Here is a 25,263-nt window from a genome sequence, read left to right on the forward strand (position 1 = left end):
AGCACCCGCGCCGAGCGGGCGGTGATCCGTCCTCCGCGCCGCCATCGGCGCCACCACGCGGCCACGGCGCCCCTAACTGGTGCCCGCCTTGTAACCGACCCCCCGGACGGTGAGGATCACCTCGGGGCGTTCCGGATCAGGTTCGATCTTGGCGCGCAGGCGCTGGACGTGCACGTTCACCAGACGAGTGTCGGCGGCGTGCCGGTAGCCCCACACCTGTTCCAGCAGCACCTCGCGGGTGAACACCTGACGCGGCTTGCGCGCCAGCGCCACGAGCAGGTCGAACTCCAACGGCGTGAGCTTGACCTCCGCCCCGTCACGGTTGACGGTGTGCGCGGGCACGTCGATGGTGATCTGGTTTCCGGGCGGCCCGATGGTGAGCAGCTCGGGCGCGGCGTCCTCGCCGCGACGCAGCCGGGCCCGCATCCGGGCGACCAGCTCCTTGGGCTTGAAGGGTTTGACGACGTAGTCGTCGGCGCCTGATTCCAGACCGAGGACGACATCCACGGTGTCGCTCTTCGCGGTGAGCATGACGATCGGCAGACCCGACTCCGCCCGAATCAACCGACAGACGTCGATTCCGCTCATTCCCGGGAGCATGAGGTCCAGGAGGACGATGTCGGGACGGATCTCCCGGAATGCCGCCAACGCGCGCTCGCCGTCGGCGACGAAGGCGGGCTGAAACCCCTCGCTTCGCAGCACGATGCCGAGCATCTCGGCCAGCGCGGGATCGTCGTCGACTACCAGTACCCGGGCTCTCATGCGCTCCAATATCCCATCCCGAGGCGAAGACTGTGGCACAGGCCACCGCGGCAGATCAGGCGAAGAGTTCGACCGCAGCACGGAGGGCGGTCGGCTCACGCCGACCGCCCTCCGCATCCCCCCGGTGACAGATCCCCACGCAACGCCTCAGACCACAGTCGAATAACGCTACGTGCCCTTAAAGCTACCTGAGGTGACATTGTTGTCAAGCAATTCATGATGAAACGCGCAGATCAATCGAGTCCGGTGGTCGCGACGAACGCGACGCCGTCGCCCGACAGCCGCAGCGGCCCACCGGCAGCGCCGCCGAACGCCGCTCCACCCGCCGGCACCTCGACCGGCTGCCCGTCGTCAGCCACCACCACGCCGGACAGGCAGAACACCGTCCGGGGACCAGTCAACGGCAACGTCACCACCGGAAGGGCGCCACCGACCGTCACCCGGCGCAGCCGGAAATCGGGCACCGGAACCGGCCAGGTCACCACGCCGGGCCCGACCGCGGTGGGCCGCAGCACCGGGTCTGCCAACGGAGCGAACGAGAGCACCCGCAGCAGCTCCGGCACGTCCACCGGCTTTACCGTCAGGCCGCCACGCAGCACGTTGTCGCTCGCCGCGAGGATCTCCACGCCCGCTCCCCGCAGATAGGCGTGCAGGTTTCCCGCAGGCATCCAGACCGCCTCCCCCGGGGCCAACGAGAGCCGGTGCAGCAGCAGCGACACCACCACGCCCATATCGCTCGGATACCGCTCGGCGAGATCGACGACCGTCCGGTACGCCAAGGCGTCCACGCCACCGGCCGCCGCGAGTCGACCGGCCGCCGCCGCGACGACCGCCACAAGCCGCTCCCGATCGTCGACCGGCCAGCCCAGCAACGTCTCCACCGCAAACCGCAGACCCCGCTCCCCATCGGTGAGGACCGCGACGACCGGCGCCAACCCGGGCACGTCCAACGCCGCCAACGCCGTCGCCGCCCGCCCCGGCGGCCGGAACCCGCACAACGCCTCGAACGGCGACACCGCCACCAGCAACTCCGGCTTGTGGTAGGCGTCCACGTAGCTGGGATTGCCCGCGGCGTGACCGGCCGCGGCCCGCTCGGCGTCCGGATGCGCCTGCAACGACAACGGCTGCTCAGGCGCCAGCAGCTTCAACAGGTACGGCAACCGGGCGCCGAACCGCCCGAACACCGCCGGTCCCAGCAACGACCGCGGGTCCGCCTCGACAAGCTCGGCCAGACTGACCAATTGGTCGCCGCGCCGAACCCGCGACGGCGCCGACGGGTGCGCGCCCATCCACAGCTCCGCCTCCGGCGCCGCAGTGGGCGTCGGCCGACCCTGGAGCCCGGCGATCACGGTGTGCGAGCCCCACGCGTACTCACGCACCGGGTTGAGCAGGATCTCCACAGGTCAGGCGTCCGCCCCCGGCGCGCCGGCCGCCCCGGCCGTGGCCCGGCCCGCCCGGTACAGATCCGGCTCCAGATAGATCACCCGGGCGATCGGCACCGCCGCACGAACCCGCTGCTCGACCGCGTCGATGCCCGCGGCGATCTCGTCGGCCGTCGACTGCTGGCGGACCGCCACCTTCGCCGCGACCAACAACTCCTCCGGCCCCAAGTGCAGCGTCTTCATGTGGATGATCCGCTCGACCTCCGGGCCGGAGGTGATCGCGGCCTCGATCGCGGTCACGTCCTCATCGGTGGCCGACTCGCCAAGCAGAAGGCTCTTGGTCTCGACGGCCAGGATCACCGCGATCACCACGAGCAGGACGCCGATCGCCGCGGTGCCGACGGCGTCCCAGCGGCCGTCGTCGGTCGCCAGGGTCATGCTCACGCCCAGCAGGGCCAGGATCAGGCCGACGAGCGCGCCGAGATCCTCCAGCAACACAACCGGCAGCTCAGGGGCCTTGGCGCGGCGGACGAACTGCGTCCACGTCGCGTTGCCCTTGACCGCCTTCGACTCGATGATCGCGGTCCGGAACGACCACGTCTCCAGGATGATCGCCACGATGAGCACCACGACCGGCACCCAGTGCCAGCTGGTGATCGCCCCACGGTCCAGCTCGGTGACGCTCAGGTCCCACTTGTGGTACGCCTCGTAGAGGGCGAACAGGCCGCCGAGGCTGAACAGCACGATCGACACGATGAACGCGTACACGTAACGCTCCCGGCCGTAGCCGAACGGATGCCGGGGCGTCGCCGCCCGCTGCGCCCGCCGGCCACCGACCAGCAGCAGGCCCTGGTTACCGGCGTCGGCCACCGAGTGGATCGACTCAGCCAGCATCGACGACGAACCCGTGAGACCGAACGCGATAAACTTCGTCACCGCGATCCCGCTGTTCGCGAGCAACGCCGCGACGATCGCCTTGGTGCCGCCACCTGCGCTCATTGCGTAGACAACTCCTTCATCTCCGAAACCGCCGGAACCGCCATCGGATCCAGCCCGTGCGCCATCGCCAGGTACAGCGACGCGAAGTCAGGGACGGCGATCAGCGAGGCCAGCCGCTCCAACGGCGACGCGCCCTCAGCCGTCACCAGACTCACCCGAACGCCACGGCGGCGTGCCAGCTCCTGCACCGCGTCGGCCCTCCGCTCCTCGACCGCCAGCGGCTCGTCGGCGTCGTCCTCCGAGCCCAGACCGCCGTCGCGCAGCAGCACCAGCCGCAGCCGGGTGACGTCGCTGTCCTCGTCGTGGTCGGCGAAGATGTCGCGGCTGGCCTCGGTGAGGCCGCCGAACATGCCGTCCAGCAGACCCACCCGGCCCCGGCCGGCCTCGCCGAGCGCGCCGGCGATCGCCGGATACCGCGAGTTGGCGGCCAGCACGTCGGCGAACCGGCGGGCCGCCACCGTCGCCAACGGCGACGAGCCCCAGACGACGGGGATCGAGCCGGCCAGCTCCAAGGCCAACGACTTGCCTGGGTTCACGAACGACTCCAGCGACGGACGGCACCGCTCGGCGTCCAGGTCCAACCGGTTCGCCGTCTCGGCGATGTCCGCCTCGTTGATCTGCACCACGCCCAGGGCGCGGGCGGCCAGCAGCACCGGAACCGTCAGACCCCACAGGCTGAACCGGGCCGGGGCCCGACGCGGCACCGGGATGAACGGCGCGCGGGCCGCCGTGGCCAGCTCCTGAAGCTCCGAGTCGGGCGCGCCGACAGCCACCAGCCGGGCGCCCCGACGCGCGGCGGCCTCCGCCGCGTGGATGGCCTCCGGCGAGCGCCCCGACGCCGAGACCGCGATGACGACGTCCGCGGCGCTCACCCACCCGGGCACGCCGGCGCTGCGGTGCGCGAGGACCGGCACCGGGCAACGCGACCCGGCCACCATGGCCAACACGTCCCCGGCCCGTGCCGCGGTGCCGACCCCGGCGACGACGATCGCCCGCGGGCGGCCCTCATCGGCCAGGTCGGCCAGGTGCGCCTCGGCCGCCAGGTGCGCAGCCTCCCGCAGCTGCGCCCCGGCCAGCGCGGTGGCCCGCAGGGTGTCGGTCAGGTCGACCGCGCGCATCCCGGCCTCGTTGTCAAGGAACTTCTCGTCTGGCTCGCGACGGCCGGAGAGGGCCGCGGCGTCCTCGGGGGCGCTCACGCCGGCGACCCGGGTGTGCGGGCCTCGTCCAGCAACAGCACCGGGATCCCGTCGCGGACCTCGAACACCCGACGACACTGCGAGCAGGTCAGCGTCTGCCCGGCGGCGTCATACTCCAACGGGGTGTGGTGCGTGTCCGGGCAGGCAAGGATCTCCACCAGCGCAGGGTCCAGAGACACCGGACGACTCCCTTCCACGACGTGCGCCCAGCGGGCGGGCGGCCTCTTCACGGACCGCCGTCATGCAGCCTACGATGACCGACGGCCGCTTCCGGGACGCCGCGAGCCGTTATCGGCGAACCGCTGCCAGCACCTGATCCCGCAGCACGCCCATCCGGCCCTCGTCCGGGGCCTCCACGTTGAGCCGTAGCAGCGGCTCCGTGTTCGACGGGCGCAGGTTCACCCAGGCCCCGTCGGTGAAGGTCACCGTCAGACCGTCCAGCTCGTCCAGCTGCTCTCCCGCGAACAGCTCACGGATCTCGGCGAGCTTTCCAGATTGATCGGCCACGGTCGAATTGATCTCGCCGGAGGCCGCGTAACGGTCGAACGCGGCCACCAGCTCCCCGAGCGGACGAGCCTGCCCGCCCAGGGCGGCGAGCACATGCATCGCCGCGAGCATGCCGGTGTCGGCGAACCAGAAATCCCGGAAGTAGTAGTGGGCCGAGTGCTCGCCACCGAACACCGCGCCGGTGCGGGCCATCTCGGCCTTGATGAACGAGTGCCCTACCCGGGTGCGTACCGGCACACCGCCGTGCTCGGCGACGATCTCGGGCACCGCGCTGGAGGTGATGAGGTTGTGGATGACCGTCGCGCCCGGGTGCCGATCCAGCTCCCGGGTCGCCACCAGCGCGGTGATCGCGCTCGGCGACACCGCGTCGCCGACGGCGTCCACCACGAAGCAGCGGTCGGCGTCACCATCGAAGGCCAGGCCGAGGTCGGCGCCGTGCGCGACGACAGCCTTGCGCAGGTCCACCAGGTTCGCCGGTTCCAGCGGGTTCGCCTCGTGATGGGGGAACGTGCCGTCCAGCTCGAAGTACATCGGGACGATCGTCAGCGGCAGAGCCGGCAGGACCGCGTCGCCCAGCACCGCCGGGACCGTGTGTCCGGCCATGCCGTTGCCGGCGTCGACGACCACCTTCAACGGACGGATCCCGGACAGGTCGACCAGCCCGCGCAGGTAGGCGGCATAGTCAGCGAGGAGGTCACGGCGGCTGACCTGGCCGCGCGCGTGGCCGGGCGCCGGCGCGGCGCCGTCGAGGATCGCCTGGGCGCGGTCGCGGATCTCGGACAGGCCGCTGTCCTGGCCGATCGGGCGGGCCCCCGAGCGGCAGAGCTTCATGCCGTTGTACCGGGCCGGGTTATGACTGGCGGTGAACATGACGCCGGGGGCGTCGAGGACGCCGGAGGCGTAGTAGAGCAGGTCGGTCGAGCCCAGGCCGGCATCGATGACGTCCAGGCCCTCGGCCCGGACGCCCTCGCCGAACGCCGTCGCCAACGCTGGCGACGACTCGCGCATGTCGTAGGCGAGCACGACGGCCGTCGCCGGATCGCCGGCCGCGGCCAGCAACTGGGCGAACGCGGCGCCCAGCGCCCGGGCGACAGGCTCGTTGAGCTGGTCCGGCACTGTGCCACGCACGTCGTACGCCTTGACGAACCGGGATAGATCCACCGGCGTGTCCGCCGCGGCGGAGCGGGAAAGGTCGGACACGGCTCTGGCACTCCTTCGCGCGGGGACGAGTTCGCCTAGCCTAACGACCACTGGCGGGCCGCCCGCACGACGGCGTCAGTCCACGTCGCGGTCCGCCGCCGGGCAGCCTCCCGCCGACAACTCCCGCTCACGCATCGCGTACGTCCGCCGACGCAGCGCGCGCGCCCACGCCCGCTCCGTCGCCGTCAGCGGGCGGGCCATACCGGCAGCCACCTGCCTGAACCCCTCAGCCACCCGGGCCAGCGTGGCCGCCGCTCCGTCCCCGTGACCCAGTCGGGCACGCAGCGTCTCGACCTCCTGGATCCAACTGTCGCGCTCCAACGGCCACAGGGACCGGCAGCGGACCGCGACCACCTCGTCCAGCTGTCCCGCCGTCAGCGGGGTCCAACCGCCGTCCACGGACGACAACCGCCAGCCCGAGACCACGTCATCGGACCCCGTCCGCACCAACGTCGGGATCCCGCGCCACAGGCGCCGCCCGACTGGCACCGAGGCGGCGCCAGGCCCACGGCCGGACGAACCGAGCAACGGCTCGCGCAGCCGGTCCAGGCCCGCCAACGCCGCCGCCCCCGCGTCGGACGGCCCGTCGCCGCCGACCAGACCGAGCACCTCGCGGCGCGCCCGGTCCAGCGCCTCGGCGACGTCAGCGGCGCGCTCCGCCCCCGTCAGGCAGAGCCGCAGCAGCCCGACGTGGCCCGAAGCCGTCCGCAGCGCGATCTGCGCCGCACCGCTCTCCGAGCCGCCGCCCGGGTCTGGACGCTCGGCGATTCCGACAACATCCAGGGTCGGGTCCGCTGACGCCGATGCCCGCGCCTTCGCCAGCGACGAGACATCCGGCAGCTCGACCCGGGCGGTGGCCAGCTCGACGAGCCGGGCGGCGTCGCCGCCCCACAACGTCACCAGCTCAAGCGCCTGCTGCCGGTTCAGCGGCGGCACGGCGACCACGGTCCCGTCCAGCGTCGACGCCAACGCCCGCGCCGCCCGGTCCAACTCGGCCCGCGCCGCCGGGGCCTGAGCGAAAAGCCGCTCCACGAACGTCCGCACATAGGCCCGGTCGGCACGACGGCCAGGATCGAAACCGCCCTGTACCGCCTCGGACATCGGCGTTAGGCCATGGTCCGCCCCCGCTGAGATCTCCGCCGAGACCTCGGCACGCACCGACCAGAGCAGTCTGACCAGGGCATCATCTGCCCGCAGCTCCGCCGTCAACCCCGACCCGACGTTCACGGCGGCGGCCAGCTCCGGATCATCGCGCAACAGCAGATCGAGGTCCGGCGCCACGGGCGCCTCCGCCTGGGGGCGGCGTGTGACCGACCAGGCGCCCTCGCCATGATGCGGCAGCGGCGCCGCGGCGCCGTCAACGCCGAGGACAAGCGCGTCCAGGATGACAAGGTTGCCGTCGTACGGGCGTCCGTAGTGCCCGTACAGCGGGGCCGCGGCGGTGTGCCGCCCGCACTGCGCGTCGACATGCGACACGACATGCCCGTGGTTGACCGCCGCCCATACGTGCGCTCCGCCGCCCTCCCACGCGCCGACCACGAAGGCGAACGAGCCCGGACCGAGCGCGACGAGGTGGGCGCGCAGGTTCGCGAGGGCGTGGTTGACGACCGCCTGCGCGGCGGTCGGCGCGAGATCACCGACCGGCGGGCACAGGTTCTGGAAGGACGCGCCGACCGCCTGTTCGATCCGGGCGAGGCCGCTGCTGTCGGGGTAGGTGGCGAAGACCGCCTCGCCGAGCGTGTAGCTGTCGGGGAAGCGTTCGACGGCGACCCGCGGCTGGTCCCGGGCCCAGGTGTCGAAGAACGCCAACGTGGCGTCGACCGCGTTGGCGGCGCGGGCGGGGTCCCCGCCGGGGCCGTTGGCGTTGAGCAGCGACAGGTGGTCGCCGAGGCCCCGGTCGGCGGGGCCCGCCGTCCCGGCAGCCGTGACGGGGGCGCTGGCCGCGCCGGACGTCGCGCCCAGTTCCTCCAGCCGGCGCGTGAGGCGTTCGTCCGCGGCGGCCAGAGCCGCCCGGGTGGCCGCCGTGGCGCTGGCGAGAACCGGACCGGCGCCTCCGGTCAGCTGGTCCGCCAGCTCGCACATGACGACGCTGGCGCCCAGGTCAGCGAGGGCCGTCCAACGTTCGATCTTGCTGGCCTCGACCGCGGCGGCGGCCCCGCCGACCAGGTCACCGAGCTGGTCGACGAGTTGGGGAAGCTCGTTGAGCGGCGCCTGGTCGCCCTCGGCCAACCGGCGCCAGGTGGCCCGCAGCGCCTCGGCCGCCGGGCCGTCGCCAGCGGCCAGCGCGCGGTCGGCGGCGGCCATCGCGTCGGCGCGTGGGCCGCGGGCAGCGCGCCCGATCTCGTGCCACCGCTCGGCGATCTGCCACATCCGCTGCTCGTCAGCGTGTAGCCAGGTCGGCGTCGCGGTCCGCACCGCCGCGGCTACCCGCGGCGCGCCCTCCCAGTCCCACTGCCGAGGGTCGGGGACGGCGTCGGTGTGCCCGCTCATCACCGCTCCGCCGCAGCCGCGGCGGCGCCGAGGCCGACCAGGTCGCCTGCGGCCTGTTGCCAGGTCGCCAGGACCCGGCGGCAGGCGTCCTCGTACCGCTCGACGAAGGCGGCGAGGCCCGGGTCGGCGTGCCAGCCGGGCACGGCCGCGGCCACGTCGGTGGCCACGGCCTCGCGCAGGGCGCGCAGCAGTTGACCCGCCTCGACCAGGTCCCGGGCGGCGGCGTGGGCGGCCGGGACGTCCCGCCGCGGCGAACCGTCCGCCATCTAACGTGCCCCGGCGGCGTCGTCGTGCCGGCCCAGCAGCGGCGCCGCGTCGCCGCCCTCGAGCAGCTCGACCAGGCCGGCGTCGGCCGGCAGCCGCGACGCCACCAACGCGGTCACCCGCTGCGCGGCGGTAGTCGCGGCCGTGCCGGCGGTGGCGGCGATGGCGTTCGCCAGCGCCACGGAGTCACCACCGCGACAGCAGACCGGATCCAGTTCCAGCCCGACGAGGCGGCCACGCGCGTCCACAGTCACCGTGACCAGGCCGTCCGGCGAGGTGGCCGACGCGGTCAGCGCAGCCAGCTCGCGACGGATCTCCTCGACGGCGGCGCGGACCAGCCGGTAGCGGTGGTAGGCGTCCTCGAAGCCGACGCGCACCGCACGGTTCGCGTCGCGGTCCACACTGTGTCTCACCCCGGGCGCCTCCTGCCGCAGTCTCCGTCGAGAGAGGACCATACCGTCACCGCTCCGTCACCGGACTCCGGTAGGTTCGTGGCAGCGGGAGGCCCGGCGGTGTCCAACCACGACGGGCTTCTGAAGGATCCAGCTCCACCGCGATCGAAGGAGCCACCGTGATCACTCTCCGGGACGCCGAGCACGTCGCGAGCGCCTGGGCGCGTCGGGAATCGCTGCGACGGGGCCACCGGTGCGCCCCGATGGTGTCGGAGTTCGACATCGGTTACGTGGTCTGGATGCGTGAGCCGGCCGGCGACCTGCCGAGCCCGGGCGACAGCGTCAGCACCGTCATCGACAAGGAGACCGGCCGGGTCTCCACCTGGCCGCGGCTGCCCTCCGCTGTGATCAAGGACATGTACCGGCGGCGCCGCACCGACGTGGTCGCGCCAACGCTCACCGCCGACCCGGCGTTCGAGCTGCTCCGGACGGCGCGTCGCCGTCCCACGCCCACGGTCGCCGCCCGGTTGAGCGTGCGGTACCGGCCGTTCGTGGGCCGCGGCGCCAAGGGCGACCAGGAGCTGCGGCACCACCGTCTGGTGCGCCGCGCGTTGGCGGAGATCGAGGTCGGCGCGCTGGACCGGGGGGCTGAGCGCCATGCCGAGCTGGTGGCGGTCTCGGACGTGCTGCACACTTTCGACAGCGACCGGGCGCAGCAGGGTCTGCCGCCGTTGACCGACGACGAGGCCGGGGCGTTGCTGGCCGATGCCCAGTTGGAGGCGCTGCATGTGCGCGAGCCCGGCGATCCGCTGGGCGGCGCTCCGGCCGTGACCTGCTGGTCATGTCGGCGGACGCTGGCGAGGCTCGGCGTCGCGGCCGCTGGGGCCGCGAAGGAGTCGGAGCGCGCCGGTGAGCCGACGCGGGCCGGGCTCTCCGAGGACGACGCGTTGGGAGTGCTACGCGACGCCGGCTGGACCGGCCCACCCGGCGCGGACCAGGCGCGGCAGTGGATCGACACGGTCTGCGCGGTCGGCGGGCTGGAGCGCCGCCACGAGGTGTTCCCGGCGGCGTCCCAGGCGCTGACGCGGTTCGGTGGCCTGACGTCGGACCGGCACGGCCCGGGGGAACGGCGGCGGGTCCGTCCGGTCCGCCTCGACGCGGCGGCGGCCGCCCACACCGCGGACCAGTTGGGCGAGTTCGCGGTGCTCATCGGCGCCCGGCTGTTCCCCATCGGGGTGGAGGGCGCCGCGGAGGCGGTCCTGGCGGTCGACGAGCGGTCCCGGGTGTTCGCGATCGATCAGGCCGGCGAGTGGTTCGTCGGCGGCTCCGTCGAGGCCGCCTTGGCGACCCTGCTGACCGGCGGCCCGGTGGCCCGGGTGCATGACGACGGATCGTGGCTCTGAACGGGTCTGGTCAGCCGGGCGGAATGACGCGCAGGTGTCCCCGCCGTCCGGTGGGCTGCGGGTCGGCCGCGGACTCGTCCTGACGGGGGATCGGCCGACCGGCCTCCCGGACCGCCTCGGCGAGCGCGACGAGATCGTCTGTGGTGGGCGGCGGGGCCTGGAACTCCCCCTCGTGCCGCACCACCTCCCAACCTCTGGGCGCGGTGAGACCTCTGGCGTGCAGCTCACACAGATCGTACGTATGGGGCTCCGGATAGGCCGCCAGCGGCCCGACCACCGCGGTTGACTCCACGTAAACGTAGGTCAACGTCGCGACGGCCTGCCGCGGACAGCCGTTACGGGAGCAGCGCCGTGGTGACCTCACGGCGGCACGTTATCGCCCTTGACGCGCAAGGTCATACCGTTACGGGCGCGACACGCCGAACCGGACGATCATTTGACAAGCCGAGCGGCGCCCGCCGGCTGGTGAGTCCCGGCGAGGCCCACCCCGTGGACGGCTAACCTGACGGGGTGACCAGTCCCGACCGCCCGGTGGGCGCTCCGTCGATCTCCGGGCCGACGCCGCGCGCCGAAGCCGCCGGCGGCCCCGGCGCCGCTGGGCCGCCGGCCGGTCCGCCACGGATCGTCAGGTCGGCGAACCGGCCCGGACGGCGCAGCCGCGACCGGCACGGGCGCGGTCTACGGGGGCGCCTTGTCCCGGCCACCGCGCCGCTGGCCCGCACCCGCTCGGAGATCTTCGACGACCTGGTCCTGGACGCGGTCGAGGGCCTGGAGCGACGCTTCGCCCAAGAGCTGGCCGGGGTGGAGTTCGCGGTCGAGGATGTCCCCCCGGACCTCAACGTCTACGACTCGGACGTGCTTGAGGACGGCGAGGTGCCGTTGGCGCGCCTGCTGCCCGGTAGGCCGGGACGACAGTCGATGCCGCCCCGGATCGTGTTGTACCGGCGACCATTGGAGTTCCGGGCCGTGGACCGCGATGATCTCGCCGACCTCGTGCAGGACGTGGTGGTCGAGCAGGTCGCCAACCTGCTCGGCCTCGACCCGGAGGATCTCGGCTGATTGGCCCGTCAGGCCACCCGCCGCTTGAGTTTGCGACGTTCCCGCTCCGACAGCCCGCCCCAGATGCCGAAACGCTCGTCGTGGCCGAGCGCGTACTCCAAACAGTCGTCCCGGACATCGCACCGGGAACAGATGCGCTTCGCCTCGCGCGTCGACCCGCCCTTCTCTGGAAAAAATGCTTCCGGATCGGTCTGTGAGCACAAAGCGCGCTCTTGCCATTCCGGTGCGTCGCCGAGCAGGTCGGCCACGACTGGACGGCCGTCCATCAGCATGCCCCCTTCGTGTGCGCCGTCAGATAAAGCGGCGCAAATCCCCCACGCCTGGCAGGCGCCATCGGTCGCCAACTGGGGTTTCTCCCACCCGGACCGCAACAGGGCCTACCGGAAATTACACGCGTGTAATGCGTGCGTAGTCAAGCGGAACCTGATAAATAGGGCCACCACCTGACGATTCCCTCACGGCTTGATACCGACCGAGCCACCGACCTGGTAACGCCTCTACCCGCGAGTCACCCCGGAAAGATCCTCGCGGGAGGGAAGATCACGCTCAGGGTCTGGCGCATCACCGTACGTCGTCGTACGCTGCCTGACCGTGCGTCCGGCGCGGTGGGCAAGTTCACGCAGCTCGTCGGCGGTCCGGGCCGACCCGTGGCGGGATCCGGCCATCCGGGAGATGGTCTCCTCCGTCAACGTCCCGCCAAGATCATTAACCCCTCCGCGCAGCAGTTGGACGGTCGCGTCGTCGCCGAGCTTCACCCAGGAACACTGGACGTTGCCGATTCGCCCGTGCAGCGCCAACCGCGCCATCGCGTGCACCGCCCGGCTCTCGCGCCACGTCGCCCCCGCCCGCGCGACGCCCGCCAGATAGATCGGCGCGTTGGTGTGCACGAACGGCAGCGGAACGAACTCGGTGAACCCGCCGGTGTCGTCCTGGATCCGGGCCAGGGTCCGGAAGTGGCCCAGCCAGTGCCGCGGCTGGTCGACGTGGCCGAACATCATCGTCGCGCTCGACCGCAGCCCCAGCCGGTGCGCGGTGGAGATGACCTCCACCCACGTCGCCGCCGGCAGCTTGCCCTTGGTGAGCACCCAACGGACCTCGTCGTCGAGAATCTCGGCGGCGGTCCCCGGAATGGTGTCGAGGCCGGCGTCCCGCAGGTCGGTCAGCCACGCGGCGACGCTGACCCCGGCCTTGGCCGCGGCGGTGACGATCTCCATCGGCGAGAACGCGTGCACGTGCAGCCCCGGAGCGGCCCGCTTGATCGCGCGCACCATGTCGGCGTAGGCGCCGACTGGCAGCTTCGGATCGATGCCCCCCTGTAGGCACACCTCGGTCGCGCCGGACCGCCACGCCTCCTGCGCCCGGCGCGCCACCTCCGCGACGCTCAGCCGGTACGCGTCGGCGTCCCGCTCCCGCTGGGCGAACGCGCAGAACCGGCAGCCCACATAGCAGACGTTGCTGAAGTTGATGTTGCGGTTGACCACGTAGGTGACGGTGTCCCCGACGGCGTCCCGGCGCACCTCGTCGGCGAGCGCGCACAACGCGTCCAGGTCCGGCCCGTCGGCGTCGAGAAGGGCCAGCGCGGCCGCCTCGTGCCGGGGGGCCAGCAGCTCCGCCGGCCGGGACGCGGCCAGCCGCATGCCGTCCCGCAGGTCGACATCGGCGCGGCGCGGCGCGGACGAGGGTGTGTCAGCGCCCGGGTCGGCGACCGCGGCCCAGCCGTACACGTCGGCGAAGTCGGAGCGACGGACGCCGCCGGGGCGGCCCGGGTCGTCGACCGCCCGGTGCAGGTCGGTCCGGCCGCCGGTCGGGGCCTCGGGCTCCTGCCAGGCGCGACCCCGCGGCAGCGCCGACTCGACAGCCAGCCCCGATGCCGGGTCGGCCAGCGCCGCGACATGTCGGGCCAGACGCGGATCAAGCCACCGCTCCGCGCGCAGCACGTACCCGGGGTAGATCGTCAGCCGTTCCCGCAGTGTGAACCCGGCCGCCTGACAGCGGCGGGCCAGCTCCTCGACCACCGGCCACGGCCGCTCCGGATTCACATGGTCCGGGGTCACCGGGGAGATGCCGCCCCAGTCGTCGATACCGGCCCGCAGCAGCAACTCGTACTCGCCGTCGACCAGGTTCGGCGGCGCCTGCAACCGGACGTCCGGGCCGAGCGTCAGCCGGGCCACCGCCACCGTCGCGGCCAGATCCGCCAGCTCGGCGTCCGGCAGAGCACGCATGGCGGTGTCCGGTTTGGCGCGGAAATTCTGGACGATGACTTCCTGGACGTGCCCGTAGGCCCGCGCCAGCCGGCGGATGGCGAACAACGACTCGGCCCGCTCAGTCAACGATTCGCCGATCCCGATGAGGATGCCCGTGGTGAACGGCACCCCCACCCGGCCGGCGTCCTCGATGGCCCGCAGGCGCACCGCCGGGTCCTTGTCGGGCGAGCCGAAGTGCGGGCCGCCGGGCTCGGTGAACAGCCGCGTCGCGGTGGTCTCCAGCATCATGCCCATGCTCGGCGCGACCGGACGCAGGCGCTGCAGCTCCGTCCAGGTCAGCACGCCCGGGTTGAGATGCGGGAGCAGACCGGTCTCCTCCAGCACGGCGATCGCGCAGGCACGCAGGTAATCCACCGTCGAGGCGAAACCGCGCTCGTCCAGCCACTGCCGGGCCGCCTGCCAACGGTCCTCCGGCCGGTCGCCGAGAGTGAACAGGGCCTCCTTGCAGCCGGCCGCCGCGCCGGCACGGGCCGTGGCCAGCACCTCGTCGCGTTCCAAGAACGGCGCCGGCAACCGATTCGGGGTGGTGGCGAAGGCACAGTACCGGCAACGGTCCCGGCACAACCGGGTCAGCGGGATGAACACCTTCCGCGAGTAGGTGACGACCCCGGGCCGGCCGGCGTCGCGCAGCCCGGCGTCACGCACCACGCCCGCGGCTGCCAGCAACTGGTCCAGGTCAGGGCCGCGGGCGGCGAGCAGGGTCGCCGCCTCGTCCACATCGAGGGGACGGCCGTCCCGGGCTCTCCGCAATGCCCGACGCACCGCCGACCCGACGGCCGGGTCAGTCACGATAGCGGGGCAGCTTCTGGGTGGCGTCCGGCCCACGCGGCGGAATGACCTGCGTCTCGGCGACCTGCCCGCCTGGAGGTATGACCTGGGTTTCGGCGACCTGCCCGCTCGGCGGGATCACCTGCGTCGGCCCGGCGTCGGGGCGCGGTGGGATCACCTGCGTCCGCGCCGCGTTCTCCGGCAACGCCACCGTCGGATCAGGTTGGTTCCAGGTCGGACGCTCCGGGGCCGCGGGCGACGTCGGAGCGGGCCAGCTCTGCTGGTGGGCGAGCCGGGAAGCCGGATGTGGGCCCGGCCGCGGGGCCGCCCGCTCGGGACGGGCCGTGAAGCCACCCAGGCCTTGCGACACCCGGGCCACGAACGTCACCGCCAGCCCCAGGACGATGAGATGACCGAGCCAGTCGAGCAGAGTCTGGAGGCCGAGGACCGCTCCGCCGCCGCGGACCGTCACCAGGCCGTACAGGCCGAGCAGAGCACCGAACACGATCCCGAAGAAGACGGACGCGACCAGCTGCGCCAAGGCGACCACGCTCACGAGCCTGGCCCTGGAAGATCGCTCCCCCAGGTGGCTGACCAGGAAGACCGCCAAAGCCGGCAGCAGGATCGTCATGCCGTTGACGAACCAGTCGAACCGCCGGATGCCGTCGACTGAGTATGGAACGCCGTCACGCGGAGCCAGGCTCAACAGCGCCGCCAACAGCAGCGCCGCGTTCGCGGCCAGCGCGCCGATGGCGGCCCAGTCACGCAGCGGCGCGGTGTGGCCGCGCAGATCGCCCTCGGGTTGGTGCTGCGGCGCCGGGTTCACGTCGTCTCTCCTCATCCTCAGGCACGCGGGGGGCGGCCGTCCGTCTGCCAGGGTAACGAGGCGACAGCGACACGCCCGGACACAGCGGCTCGTCCGTGCCCAGGCGGATCCGACGCCTTGCCTATTGCGCCGAGAGGTAACACCTGAGATAGCTCGATCCGGTCGGCCGGGGCGGCCGCGAGTCCCTACGAACTCGGTCACGCTGGCCTCGCTGGATCGGCTACAGCGCGCCGATTCGCTGAGCGAACGCGGTGATGCCGTGCAGCGTATGGCGCGGCTCTGACAGCAGGCTGGTGGTGAGGTTCTGAGCCCATGGTCGGTAACGAACTTCCTGCGGAGTGTCGGCCTCGGCGGCGCGCAGCGCGTTGAACGCAGCTACGGGGCGGCCGCGGCCGTGTAAAGCCAGGGCGGTGTCTTCCCAGTACGGGGCGCGACGCTCGGGCGAAGTAATTCGTGTGGGGTCAACGTGGCGGGCGTGGTCGACGGCGGCGCCGTAGTCGCCGAGGGCGCGGGCGACGCTGACCTTGTAGACCTGGAGGTCCAGTGCAGTCAGGACATCGACTTCGGCGGTGGCGCGGTGGTGAGCGGTGGAGGCCTCGTCCAGCAGACTCGCAGATAGCCATTCTCCAGGTACACGGTCGATGATGAGGCCGATGCCTGTAGCGCCGCCGCTGCACGGCGGGCCAGCAGCGGCGACAACCGCTGAGCAGCCTGCACCGGGTAGCACCAAGCCCACGACCGAAGCTCGTCAACGGCCAGCTCGATGCCGCTCAGCTGCTCTGTGGTCAGTTGGCCGCCGTCGAAGACAAACATCATCCCCTCGGTTCGGCCACCACGCGGCGGCACCCAGTCCACCGCCAAAAGCCTGCCGGGCTGCACCAGCAGGCCGAGCTCCTCCTTGATCTCCCTGGCGGCGGTATCCAATGGCGCCTCATCGGCGTCCACCGCCCCGCCAGGGATCTCCCAGTAGTCCTTGTATGTGGGCTCCACGATCAACACCCGCCCACCGGCGTCGTGGAAGAGAACGCCTGCGCCCATCCGCTTACGCGCGAGCGTGGCCGTGTAGTCAACAGGAGTCTCAGTCACCAACCCAGCGTATGCCGACCGGACAAACCGGGCCGACATGCTCCCACGTCGACCAGCTGAGGCGGCCCGTTGTGCCTCTAGGGTGGGACGGTGAGCGAACTGTCGGCGCGGTTGGCGCCCCACTACACGCGGTTCCGGGTCGCCGAACGGCTGCTGTTGACCGGCCACTCCCACCAGGCGTGGCCCGACGTGGCCCGGGAGGGCCAACTGGAGGCGTTCGACGACGCCGCCGAGGCCGTCGACGAGAAGTGGGCGCGCGCGAACGTCAAGGCTGACGCGGTCCGCGACGGGCTACGGGCCCTGCTGGGCGAGCCCGACGCGACGATCGCGTTGGGCGTGAACACCCACGAGCTGGTGGTGCGTTTCCTGTCCGCGGTCGATCTGCCCGCGCGCCCGCGGGTGGTCACGTCGGACGCCGAATTCCACACCCTACGCCGTCAGCTGGACCGGCTGGCCGAAGTCGGCGTCGAGGTAGTTCCGGTGCCGGCGACGCCGGTGGAGACGCTGGCCGATCGGATGGCTCTGGAGATCACGGAGAACACTGCGGCGGCGCTGGTGTCGTCGGTGCTGTTCACCACGTCCCTCATCGTCCCCGGCCTGCCGGCGTTGGCGGCGGCGTGCCGCCGGCACGGCGCGGAGCTGCTGGTCGACGCCTACCACGCGCTCGGCGTCGTCCCGTTCGACCGGTCCGGACTGGAGTCGGCCTGGGTGGTCGGCGGCGGGTACAAGTATCTCCAGCTCGGCGAGGGGAACTGCTTCCTGCGGCTGCCCCGGCACGCGCTGGAGCTGCGGCCGGTGGTGACGGGGTGGTTTGCCGAGTTCGGCGACCTGGCCACGCCGACCCGGCCCGGCGAGGTCCGGTACGCCGGCGGCGCAGCCCGGTTCGCCGGCTCCACCTACGACCCGACCAGCCACTACCGGGCGGCCCGGGTGTTCGACTTCTTCGCCGGTCAGGGGCTGACGCCGGCCACCCTGCGGGCGCAGTCGCTGCGGCAGGTGGGCCTGCTGGCCGAGCGGTTCGACGCGATCGAGGCTCCGCCGCAGCTCATCGACCGGGACCGCAGCCGGCCCCGGGAGGCGTTCGGCGGTTTCCTGTCCCTGCGCACCCCATACGCCGCCCAGCTCCAGGAGGCGCTGCGCGAGCGCGGGGTGCTCACCGACAGCCGCGGGCAGTGGCTGCGGTTCGGGCCGGCGCCGTACCTGTCCGATGAGCAGCTGGTGGCGGCGATGGACGCGCTGGCGGCGGCGCTGCCCACCGGCTGAGCCCGGCCGTGAGGCGCCCTGGTCACCCGCCGGTGGCGACGCGGGTGGCAGGGTGTTACAGCGATGACGCAGGATGGCCCTCATGCGGATCGTGGTGCTGACCGGCGGGGTGGGCGGGGCGAAGTTCCTGCGTGGAGTGCGGGCGTACGCCCGGGAACGCGGCGGCGAGGTGACCGCGGTCGTCAACGTCGGCGACGACACCGTCATGCACGGTCTGCGGATCTGCCCGGACCTGGACAGCGTCATGTACACCCTCGGCGGCGGCGCGGACGCCGAGCGCGGCTGGGGCCGGCAGAACGAGACGTGGACGGTCAGCGAGGAGCTGAAGGCGTACGGGGCCGAGCCCAGCTGGTTCGGTCTCGGCGACCGGGACATCGCCACCCACCTGGTGCGCTCGACGATGCTGGGCGCCGGCTACCCGCTGTCGGCGGTGACCGAGGCCCTGTGTGCCCGCTGGTCGCCGGGGGTGCGACTGCTGCCGGCCACCGACGACCGGCTGGAGACGCATGTGGTCGTGGACTCCGAGGAGGGGCAGCGGGCGCTGCACTTCCAGGAATGGTGGGTGCGGCACCGGGGTCAGCTGCCGGCGCGGCGGTTCGTCTTCGTCGGGGCCGAGTCGGCGTCGCCCGGGCCGGGGGTTCTGGAGGCGCTGGCGGCGGCGGATGTCGTCCTGGTGGCGCCGAGCAACCCGGTGGTGAGTATCGCTCCGGTGCTGGCGGTGCCCGGGTTGCGCGAGGCTGTCGTCTCCGGGTCGGCGCCGGTGGTCGGGATCTCGCCGATCATCGGCGGGGCGCCGGTGCGCGGCATGGCGGACCGGTGCCTCGCGGCGCTGGACGTCGAGTGCTCGGCAGCGGGCGTGGCCGGCCTGTACGGCGGACGCGGCGCCGGCGGCCTGCTCGACGGTTGGCTGGTCGACGACGCGGACGCCGGCGTCGTCGCGACCGGGCTGCTGGTCCGGGAGGCGCCGTTGTGGATGACCGACGACGCGGCGACGACCGCGATCGTGCGGACGGCGATGGAGCTGGCCGGCGCGGTGGCCCGGTGACGGCGGGCCCGCTGGAGATCCGGCCGGTGCTGGGCATCGGCGAGGTGCGCGCCGGCGACGACCTCGCCGCACTGGTCACCGACGCGGCGCCGTGGCTACGCGACGGGGACATCCTGATCGTCACCAGCAAGATCGTGTCCAAGGCTGAGGGTCGGCTCGTGGACGTCCCGGCCGACGGCCCGGAGCGGGAGGCGGCCAGGGACGCCGCGCTGACCGCCGAGACCGCCGCGGTGGTCGCCACCCGCGGTCCGGTGCGGATCGTGCGGACCCGGCACGGCTTCGTCATGAACGCCGCCGGCATCGACGCGTCCAACGTGGCGCCCGACCGGCTCGTGCTGCTGCCGGTCGACCCGGACGCGTCGGCGCGGCGCCTGCGGGCCCGGCTGAAGGAGCGCCACGGCCTCGCGGTTGCCGTCATCGTGTCGGACACCGCCGGTCGGGCCTGGCGGCTAGGTCAGACCGACCTGGCGCTCGGCTGCGCCGGCCTGGCGCCGCTACGCGACCACCGTGGCGAGCGGGACCCGTACGGCAACGAGCTACGGGTGACCCTGATCGCGGTCGCCGACGAGCTGGCGGCCGCCGCCGAACTGGTCAAGGGCAAGCGCGACGGGGTGCCGGTGGCTGTGGTGCGCGGCTACCGGCTGACCGGGCGGGAGCCGGACGGGCCCGGGGTCGCGGCGCTGCTGCGCCCGGCGGCCGACGACATGTTCGCTCTCGGTGTGGACGAGGCGTACGCGGCGGGTCAGGCCAGCGTCCTCGGCGACCCGGCCACGTCGCCGGGCTGCCGCTGCGACGCGGGCGGTTCGCCCGCGGGCGAGTGGGCCAGCCGGTCGGCCTCGACCAGCTCGTAGAGCAGGGTCTGGACGCGTTCCACGCCCGGGACGTCCACCAGCACGATCTGGCCGCGCTCGCCAGCGGACTCGATGGTGAGCGTTCCGCAGCCGAGCAGGCGTTCGCTGAACCGTTGGGTCATGGCGTGGTCGTTGATCCGGGCCAGTGGGAGGTCCCGGCGGTCCCGGGCCAGAATGCCGCGCTGGACCAGCACCCGCTCGCTGGTGAGCACGTAGTGGGTGCTCCGCCAGCGCAGGTACGGCAGGACCGCGAAGCCGGCGAGGAGGACGGCGACCAGACTGGCGAGCAGCCAGCCGCTGAAGGTCCCGGTCGCGCCCTCCGGCAACGACATCAGCCCGACGACCAGCATCGTCAGCGAGCCGACCGTGACCAGCGCGGGGCGGATGAGGGCTTTCCAGTGTGGCCGCAGGCGCCGGGCCACCTGTTCGTCGGAGGTGAGCACATCCTCGGGAAACGCCACGACGACCTCCACCGGCTGGTCGGGCGCCCTCAGCGCGGACGCCGCCTGGCCTGACCGTAGTGCACCGGACGACGACGGGACGGCCGGCACGGCGGTCCGGCGCAGGTGACGCCCACCGCTGCGCTAGCGTCATCGACGTTGTTGGGTCCAGGCCGGGGCTGGTCCCCGAGAGCCGGAGAGGACGACGTGCTCACAGCGCAGCGGCCAGCACAGTGGCAGCGCCGGGCCGACCGCGGCTGGCATCCGACCCGGATGGTCGTCGGCGGGTTCGCCGGCGCCGTCGTCGTCGGCACGGGTCTGCTGTCGTTGCCGTTGGCCACCGAGTCCGGACGGCAGGCGCACCTCGTCGATGCGTTGTTCACCGCCACCTCGGCGGTCTGCGTCACCGGCCTGGTCACGGTGGATACCGGCAGCTACTGGTCCTGGTTCGGCGAGGCGGTGATCCTGCTGCTCATCCAGGCCGGCGGGCTTGGGATCATGACGCTGGCGACGTTGTTCACAGTGTTGCTGTCGCAGCGGCTGGGGGTGCGGGCCAAGTTTCTGGCCCAGGCCGAGACGAAGGCCCTGGACCTGGCCGGACTACGCCGGCTGGTCCGCAACATCGTGCTGTTCAGCCTGGTCAGCGAGGCGGTGGCGGCGGCGGTGCTCACCGCCCGGCTGGCGCTGGCCTACGACGAGCCGTTCGGGCAGGCCCTGTACCACGGCGTGTTCCACGCGATCTCGGCGTTCAACAACGCCGGCTTCTCTCCGTACCCGGACAACCTCATGCGGTTCGTCACCGACCCGCTGGTGAGCGTCACCGTCTGCGCGGCGATCATCATCGGCGGGCTCGGCTTCCCGGTGGTGTTCGAGCTGCTGCGCGAGTGGCGGAAGCCGCGCGGCTGGTCGGTGCTGACCCGGATCACGCTGGCCGTCACCGGGGCGCTGCTGGCCTTGGGCACGGTCGTCTTCACCCTCGTCGAGTGGGCGAACCCACGGACGTTCGGCGCCCTCGGGCCCGACGACCGGTGGCTGGCCGGGTTCTTCGCCTCGGCGCAGACCCGCACCGCCGGCTTCAACTCCGTCGACATCGGCGCCATGCGGCCGGAGTCGCTGCTGGCCAGTGACGTGCTCATGTTCATCGGCGGCGGCAGCGCCGGCACCGCCGGCGGCATCAAGGTGACGACGTTCGGCCTGCTGGCCCTGGTCATCTGGGCCGAGATGCGCGGCGACCAGCACGTCAACGTCGGCTACCGACGGGCGCCGACCGCCAACCACCGGCAGGCCCTGTCAGTGGCCCTGCTCGGCGTCGGCGCGGTGGTGGCGGCCACGTTCACCATGCTCAGCGTGACCCGGTTCGAACTGGACGTGGTGCTGTTCGAGGTGGTCTCGGCGTTCGGCACGGTGGGCCTGTCCACCGGGATCACCGCCAGGCTGCCCATCCCCGCGGACCTGGCGCTCGTGGCGCTGATGTTCCTCGGCCGGCTGGGCCCGCTGACGTTCGCGACGGCGCTCGCGCTGCGGGACCGGCGCCGCCGGTTCGCATACCCGGAGGAGAGGACGATCGTTGGCTGACAGGCGGAACGAGCCGGTGGCGGTGATCGGCCTCGGCCGGTTCGGCGTCGCGCTGGCGTTGGAACTGGTCAAGCACGGGACCGAGGTCCTGGCCGTGGACAACGACCCGCAGGAGGCGCAGCGGCTGTCGGGGCAGCTGCCGCACGTGGTGGCCGCCGACGCGACGGACCTGGAGGCGCTGACCCAACTCGGCATCAACGAGTTCGGACGGGCGGTGGTGGCGATCGGCGCCGACATCGAGGCGAGCATCCTGGTGACCTCGATGCTGGCCGAGATCGGCGTGCCGGACATCTGGGCCAAGGCGCAGACCGCCCAGCACGCCACGATCCTGGCCCGGGTCGGGGCGCACCACGTGGTCACCCCCGAGCACGACATGGGCGAACGGATCGCCCACCTGCTGTCGGGCCATCTGCTCGACTACATCGAGGTGGACGACAACTACGCGATGGCCAAGACGTTCCCGCCGCATGACGTCGCGGGCGTGCCGCTGCGGGACTCGAAGGTGCGTAGCCGGTACGGGGTGACCGTGGTCGGGGTGAAGAGCCACGCGCCGCCGCCCGGTCAGCTCAGCGAGTTCACCCACGCCTCGGGCGACACCGTGCTCATGTCCGGGGACGTCATCCTCGTGGTCGGCAAGGTGGCCGCAGTGGAGCGCTTCGCGGCCGCGGACTGAGCGCGTCAGCCGGTCGGGCGCGTCAGTCGGTGGCGGGGCGGACGTGGGTGACGTCCCCGGCTGCGACGGGGGTGATCCCGTCGTCGGTGGCGACGAGGAGGCGTCCGTCGCCGTCGACGCCGACGGCCAAGCCGGTGAGGTCCCCGGCTGCCGGCAACGTCACCCGGACCGTCGAGCCGATGGTCGAGCAGGCGCGTAGGTACGCCTCGCGGAGCCCGCTGGCTTCCGGGTCGCCGGCCGCGGCGCGCCAGCGGCCGTACCAGTCGGCGAACGAACGCAGGTAGGCCCGCAGGAGCGGGGCCCGGTCCGCGTCGGGGTGGCCGGCCAGCCGGAGCGAGGTGGCGGCGACGCCGGCGGGCAGCTCCTCGGCCCGGACGGTGACGTTGATCCCGACCCCGACGATGACGGCGCCCGCCTGGTCGGCGGTGGCGGCGGGCACCGCCTCGGCGAGGATGCCGGCGCACTTGGCCGGCCCGGTCGCAGTGTCCAGCAGCAGGTCGTTGGGCCACTTGAGCATTGGTTCCAGCGGGCTGACCCGGGTGATCGCGTCCACGAGGGCGACCCCGGCCAGCAGCGGCAGCCACCCGAACATGGCCGGGGGCGCCGGTGGCCAGGCACGGTCCGTCGCCGGCTGGGCGTCGGCGTGGCCGGGGCGTAGCAGCACGCTGAGGGCGAGCCCGGCGCGGGGCGGCGACTCCCAGGCCCGGTCGAGCCGGCCCCGGCCGGCGCTCTGGTGTTCGGCGACGACGATGAGGCCCTCGGGGCGGCCGGCCCGCGCGGCGTCGGCGGCGTCGGCGTTGGTGGATCCGGTGCTGTCGCGCAGGTCGAGCTGGCGCCACATCCCGTCAGGGGTCAGTAGGGCCCGGCGCAGGGAGGCGCCGTGCAGCGGCGGGCGTTCCAGATCCGAGTAGGCGTCAGACACCTGGCCAGCCTATCGAGGTGGGTCGGCGCGGCCCGTCGGCGCGGGGCCGGTCTTCAGCCGCGGCGGTGCCGGCGGATGCGGCTGCCGGCGTAGGTTTCCAGGCGGGGCCGGCGGTCGGCGGACCGGGCGTGGACGAGGTCCTTGCGGAAGGCGAGCAGCGCGGTGAATCCACCGACCATCAACGCCGCCCCCAAAAGGGTCATACTTCCCATATGCACATAATTCGCCCATGACTACGCGGCTGGGGTAGACACGCCGACGAGCGACGCCGAGGTCCCTCGTTACGATCCACCCGTGAGCGCGCAGACCCCGGGCATCGACATCCACACCACCGCCGGCAAGATCGCCGACCTGGAACACCGCATCGACGAGGCGGTGCACGCCGGCTCGGCCAGGGCGGTGGAGAAACAGCACGCCCGCGGAAAGAAGACCGCGCGCGAGCGGATCGACCTGCTACTGGACGAGGGATCGTTCGTCGAGCTGGACGAATTCGCCAGGCACCGATCGACCAACTTCGGCCTGGACCGCACCCGCCCCTACGGCGACGGCGTCGTCACCGGCTACGGCGCCATCGACGGTCGGCAGGTGTGCGTCTTCGCCCAGGACTTCACCATCTTCGGCGGCTCCCTCGGCGAGGTCTTCGGCTCGAAGATCGTCAAGGTGATGGAGCTGGCGATGAAGACCGGCTGCCCGATCATCGGCATCAACGACTCCGGCGGCGCCCGCATCCAGGAGGGCGTGGTCTCCCTCGGCCTCTACGGCGACATCTTCTTCCGGAACGTGCGCGCCTCCGGCGTCATCCCGCAGATCTCGCTGATCATGGGCCCGTGTGCCGGCGGGGCGGTCTACTCCCCCGCCGTCACCGACTTCACCGTCATGGTCGACCAGACCTCGCACATGTTCATCACCGGCCCGGACGTCATCAAGACCGTCACCGGCGAGGACGTCGGCATGGAGGAGCTGGGCGGCGGCCGCGCCCACAACACCAAGAGCGGAAACGCCCACTACCTGGCCGCCGACGAAGAGGACGCCATCGAGTACGTCAAGGCCCTGCTGTCGTACCTGCCGGCGAACAACATGGACACCCCGCCGGCCTACGACAACCCCGCCGACCTGGCCGTCAGCGACGACGACCTGGCCCTGGACACCCTCATCCCCGACTCGGCCAACCAGCCCTACGACATGCACGCCGTCCTTGAGGGCGTGCTCGACGACGGCGGGTTCACCGAGGTCCAGGCCCTGTACGCGCAGAACATCATCTGCGGGTTCGGCCGGGTCGAGGGCCGGCCGGTGGGCATCGTGGCCAACCAGCCGATGCGCTTCGCCGGGTGTCTGGACATCGCCGCCAGCGAGAAGGCGGCCCGGTTCGTGCGCACCTGCGACGCGTTCAACATCCCGGTGCTGACCTTCGTGGACGTCCCCGGCTTCCTGCCCGGCGCCGGCCAGGAGTGGGACGGCATCATCCGTCGCGGCGCCAAGCTCATCTACGCGTACGCCGAGGCCACCGTCCCCAAGGTCACCGTCATCACCCGCAAGGCGTACGGCGGCGCCTACGACGTGATGGGCTCCAAGCACCTCGGCGCCGACCTCAACTTCGCCTGGCCGACCGCGCAGATCGCCGTGATGGGCGCCCAGGGCGCGGTGAACATCCTCTACCGGGCCGAGCTGGCCGCCGCCGACGACCCGGACAAGCTCCGCGCGGAGAAGATCGCCGAGTACGAGGACACCCTGGCCAACCCGTACGTCGCCGCCGAACGCGGCTACGTCGACGCGGTGATCGCGCCCTCGCAGACCCGCGTCCAGATCGTGCGGGCGCTGCGCACCCTGGCCAACAAGCGGGAGACGCTGCCGCCGAAGAAGCACGGCAACATCCCGCTCTAGTCGCTCCGCCGCCGA

At 72.5% G+C, this 25,263-nt stretch carries 24 protein-coding genes and 1 pseudogene; 8 read left to right on the forward strand and 17 right to left on the reverse strand.

All coding sequences use genetic code 11. The features are described from left to right. Positions 1 to 72: 72 nt before the first annotated feature. The 9 genes from mtrA to ABD287_RS11455 all read right to left on the reverse strand — a co-directional run bounded on the left by mtrA (position 73) and on the right by ABD287_RS11455 (position 9,213). The gene (gene mtrA, locus ABD287_RS11415; RefSeq protein WP_344172056.1) at positions 73 to 762 is read right to left on the reverse strand and encodes an MtrAB system response regulator MtrA; all 690 of its coding nucleotides are present in this window, start codon (positions 760 to 762) and stop codon (positions 73 to 75) included. A 233-nt stretch (positions 763 to 995) separates the two neighbouring features. After that, on the reverse strand, positions 996 to 2,162 hold the full coding sequence (manA, locus tag ABD287_RS11420) for a mannose-6-phosphate isomerase, class I (protein ID WP_344172058.1): 1,167 nt from the start codon (positions 2,160 to 2,162) through the stop codon (positions 996 to 998). Between the two features lie 3 nt (positions 2,163 to 2,165). Further along, a complete protein-coding gene (locus tag ABD287_RS11425; protein ID WP_344172060.1) occupies positions 2,166 to 3,143 on the reverse strand; it encodes a cation diffusion facilitator family transporter in 978 nt (325 codons plus the stop codon). After that, a complete protein-coding gene (locus tag ABD287_RS11430) occupies positions 3,140 to 4,261 on the reverse strand; it encodes an SIS domain-containing protein (protein ID WP_344172199.1) in 1,122 nt (373 codons plus the stop codon). The genes ABD287_RS11425 and ABD287_RS11430 overlap by 4 nt, the downstream gene beginning before the upstream one ends. A 74-nt stretch (positions 4,262 to 4,335) precedes the next feature. Next, on the reverse strand, positions 4,336 to 4,518 hold the full coding sequence (locus tag ABD287_RS11435; RefSeq protein WP_344172062.1) for a Trm112 family protein: 183 nt from the start codon (positions 4,516 to 4,518) through the stop codon (positions 4,336 to 4,338). A 109-nt stretch (positions 4,519 to 4,627) separates the two neighbouring features. Beyond that, the gene (locus ABD287_RS11440; protein WP_344172064.1) at positions 4,628 to 6,046 is read right to left on the reverse strand and encodes a phosphomannomutase/phosphoglucomutase; all 1,419 of its coding nucleotides are present in this window, start codon (positions 6,044 to 6,046) and stop codon (positions 4,628 to 4,630) included. Between the two features lie 75 nt (positions 6,047 to 6,121). Beyond that, positions 6,122 to 8,536, reverse strand: coding sequence for a toxin glutamine deamidase domain-containing protein (locus ABD287_RS11445; protein ID WP_344172066.1), 2,415 nt, complete (start codon positions 8,534 to 8,536; stop codon positions 6,122 to 6,124). Next, entirely contained in the window at positions 8,536 to 8,802 is a 267-nt protein-coding gene (locus tag ABD287_RS11450) for a hypothetical protein (RefSeq protein WP_344172068.1), read from the reverse strand. The genes ABD287_RS11445 and ABD287_RS11450 overlap by 1 nt, the downstream gene beginning before the upstream one ends. Beyond that, positions 8,803 to 9,213 (reverse strand): YbaB/EbfC family nucleoid-associated protein, encoded by a 411-nt coding sequence (locus tag ABD287_RS11455; RefSeq protein ID WP_344172070.1) that lies wholly within the window; start codon positions 9,211 to 9,213, stop codon positions 8,803 to 8,805. A 158-nt stretch (positions 9,214 to 9,371) separates the two neighbouring features. On the opposite strand from ABD287_RS11455, the gene ABD287_RS11460 reads away from it, so the two are divergent. Continuing rightward, positions 9,372 to 10,595, forward strand: coding sequence for an SUKH-3 domain-containing protein (locus ABD287_RS11460; protein ID WP_344172072.1), 1,224 nt, complete (start codon positions 9,372 to 9,374; stop codon positions 10,593 to 10,595). Between the two features lie 10 nt (positions 10,596 to 10,605). Here the strand turns inward: ABD287_RS11460 and ABD287_RS11465 are convergent, their stop codons facing one another. After that, positions 10,606 to 10,959 carry a DUF3499 domain-containing protein gene (locus ABD287_RS11465; protein WP_344172074.1) on the reverse strand — a complete coding sequence of 118 codons (354 nt, stop codon included), beginning with the start codon at positions 10,957 to 10,959 and terminating at the stop codon, positions 10,606 to 10,608. A gap of 257 nt (positions 10,960 to 11,216) precedes the next feature. On the opposite strand from ABD287_RS11465, the gene ABD287_RS11470 reads away from it, so the two are divergent. Beyond that, positions 11,217 to 11,654: a metallopeptidase family protein gene (locus ABD287_RS11470; RefSeq protein ID WP_344172201.1), complete on the forward strand. Its 438-nt coding sequence runs from the start codon at positions 11,217 to 11,219 to the stop codon at positions 11,652 to 11,654. A gap of 8 nt (positions 11,655 to 11,662) precedes the next feature. On the opposite strand, the gene ABD287_RS11475 is transcribed toward ABD287_RS11470, so the two are convergent. The 4 genes from ABD287_RS11475 to ABD287_RS11490 all read right to left on the reverse strand — a co-directional run bounded on the left by ABD287_RS11475 (position 11,663) and on the right by ABD287_RS11490 (position 16,598). After that, the gene (locus ABD287_RS11475; protein ID WP_344172203.1) at positions 11,663 to 11,920 is read right to left on the reverse strand and encodes a WhiB family transcriptional regulator; all 258 of its coding nucleotides are present in this window, start codon (positions 11,918 to 11,920) and stop codon (positions 11,663 to 11,665) included. Between the two features lie 231 nt (positions 11,921 to 12,151). Continuing rightward, on the reverse strand, positions 12,152 to 14,707 hold the full coding sequence (locus ABD287_RS11480) for a bifunctional FO biosynthesis protein CofGH (RefSeq protein ID WP_425565603.1): 2,556 nt from the start codon (positions 14,705 to 14,707) through the stop codon (positions 12,152 to 12,154). Further along, positions 14,700 to 15,512 (reverse strand): hypothetical protein, encoded by an 813-nt coding sequence (locus ABD287_RS11485; protein ID WP_344172076.1) that lies wholly within the window; start codon positions 15,510 to 15,512, stop codon positions 14,700 to 14,702. Before ABD287_RS11485 ends, ABD287_RS11480 begins: the two co-directional genes overlap by 8 nt. Positions 15,513 to 16,061: 549 nt before the next feature. Further along, positions 16,062 to 16,598 (reverse strand): NUDIX domain-containing protein, encoded by a 537-nt coding sequence (locus ABD287_RS11490; protein ID WP_344172078.1) that lies wholly within the window; start codon positions 16,596 to 16,598, stop codon positions 16,062 to 16,064. Between the two features lie 90 nt (positions 16,599 to 16,688). Here ABD287_RS11490 and ABD287_RS11495 point away from each other — a divergent pair, with 90 nt between their 5' ends. The 3 genes and pseudogenes from ABD287_RS11495 to ABD287_RS11505 form a co-directional block, all read left to right on the forward strand. Further along, on the forward strand, positions 16,689 to 17,861 hold the full coding sequence (locus tag ABD287_RS11495; RefSeq protein ID WP_344172080.1) for a kynureninase/PvdN C-terminal domain-containing protein: 1,173 nt from the start codon (positions 16,689 to 16,691) through the stop codon (positions 17,859 to 17,861). Between the two features lie 82 nt (positions 17,862 to 17,943). After that, complete coding sequence (gene cofD, locus ABD287_RS11500) at positions 17,944 to 18,906, forward strand: 2-phospho-L-lactate transferase (protein ID WP_344172082.1); 963 nt, start codon at positions 17,944 to 17,946, stop codon at positions 18,904 to 18,906. 11 nt (positions 18,907 to 18,917) lie between these two features. Then, positions 18,918 to 19,685: pseudogene (locus ABD287_RS11505) on the forward strand (coenzyme F420-0:L-glutamate ligase); the annotation flags it as partial. Here the strand turns inward: ABD287_RS11505 and ABD287_RS11510 are convergent. After that, positions 19,649 to 20,218, reverse strand: coding sequence for a PH domain-containing protein (locus ABD287_RS11510; protein ID WP_344172084.1), 570 nt, complete (start codon positions 20,216 to 20,218; stop codon positions 19,649 to 19,651). The pseudogene ABD287_RS11505 and the gene ABD287_RS11510 sit on opposite strands and share 37 nt — an antisense overlap. A gap of 186 nt (positions 20,219 to 20,404) precedes the next feature. Between ABD287_RS11510 and ABD287_RS11515 the strand changes: the two genes are divergently transcribed. Beyond that, on the forward strand, positions 20,405 to 21,772 hold the full coding sequence (locus ABD287_RS11515; RefSeq protein ID WP_344172086.1) for a TrkH family potassium uptake protein: 1,368 nt from the start codon (positions 20,405 to 20,407) through the stop codon (positions 21,770 to 21,772). Further along, positions 21,765 to 22,445 carry a potassium channel family protein gene (locus ABD287_RS11520; RefSeq protein ID WP_344172088.1) on the forward strand — a complete coding sequence of 227 codons (681 nt, stop codon included), beginning with the start codon at positions 21,765 to 21,767 and terminating at the stop codon, positions 22,443 to 22,445. Before ABD287_RS11515 ends, ABD287_RS11520 begins: the two co-directional genes overlap by 8 nt. 22 nt (positions 22,446 to 22,467) lie before the next feature. Here the strand turns inward: ABD287_RS11520 and ABD287_RS11525 are convergent, their stop codons facing one another. Both ABD287_RS11525 and ABD287_RS11530 read right to left on the reverse strand, forming a co-directional pair. Next, positions 22,468 to 23,367: a biotin--[acetyl-CoA-carboxylase] ligase gene (locus ABD287_RS11525; protein WP_344172090.1), complete on the reverse strand. Its 900-nt coding sequence runs from the start codon at positions 23,365 to 23,367 to the stop codon at positions 22,468 to 22,470. Positions 23,368 to 23,420: 53 nt separating this feature from the next. Further along, entirely contained in the window at positions 23,421 to 23,579 is a 159-nt protein-coding gene (locus tag ABD287_RS11530) for a hypothetical protein (protein ID WP_344172092.1), read from the reverse strand. A gap of 82 nt (positions 23,580 to 23,661) precedes the next feature. Here ABD287_RS11530 and ABD287_RS11535 point away from each other — a divergent pair, with 82 nt between their 5' ends. Beyond that, entirely contained in the window at positions 23,662 to 25,248 is a 1,587-nt protein-coding gene (locus ABD287_RS11535) for an acyl-CoA carboxylase subunit beta (protein ID WP_344172094.1), read from the forward strand. Positions 25,249 to 25,263: the final 15 nt, after the last annotated feature.

Origin of the sequence: Pilimelia columellifera subsp. columellifera (assembly GCF_039532605.1) — a bacterium.
Lineage (GTDB): Bacteria > Actinomycetota > Actinomycetes > Mycobacteriales > Micromonosporaceae > Pilimelia > Pilimelia columellifera.

What these genes read in the sequence shown, in the direction of transcription:
- mtrA (WP_344172056.1), bottom strand. Translation starts at nt 762, where the DNA reads ATGAGAGCCCGGGTACTGGTAGTCGACGACGATCCCGCGCTGGCCGAG.
- ABD287_RS11425 (WP_344172060.1), bottom strand. Translation starts at nt 3,143, where the DNA reads ATGAGCGCAGGTGGCGGCACCAAGGCGATCGTCGCGGCGTTGCTCGCG.
- ABD287_RS11430 (WP_344172199.1), bottom strand. Translation starts at nt 4,261, where the DNA reads ATGCGCGCGGTCGACCTGACCGACACCCTGCGGGCCACCGCGCTGGCC.
- ABD287_RS11445 (WP_344172066.1), bottom strand. Translation starts at nt 8,536, where the DNA reads ATGAGCGGGCACACCGACGCCGTCCCCGACCCTCGGCAGTGGGACTGG.
- ABD287_RS11450 (WP_344172068.1), bottom strand. Translation starts at nt 8,802, where the DNA reads ATGGCGGACGGTTCGCCGCGGCGGGACGTCCCGGCCGCCCACGCCGCC.
- ABD287_RS11475 (WP_344172203.1), bottom strand. Translation starts at nt 11,920, where the DNA reads ATGGACGGCCGTCCAGTCGTGGCCGACCTGCTCGGCGACGCACCGGAA.
- cofD (WP_344172082.1), top strand. Translation starts at nt 17,944, where the DNA reads ATGCGGATCGTGGTGCTGACCGGCGGGGTGGGCGGGGCGAAGTTCCTG.
- ABD287_RS11530 (WP_344172092.1), bottom strand. Translation starts at nt 23,579, where the DNA reads ATGGGAAGTATGACCCTTTTGGGGGCGGCGTTGATGGTCGGTGGATTC.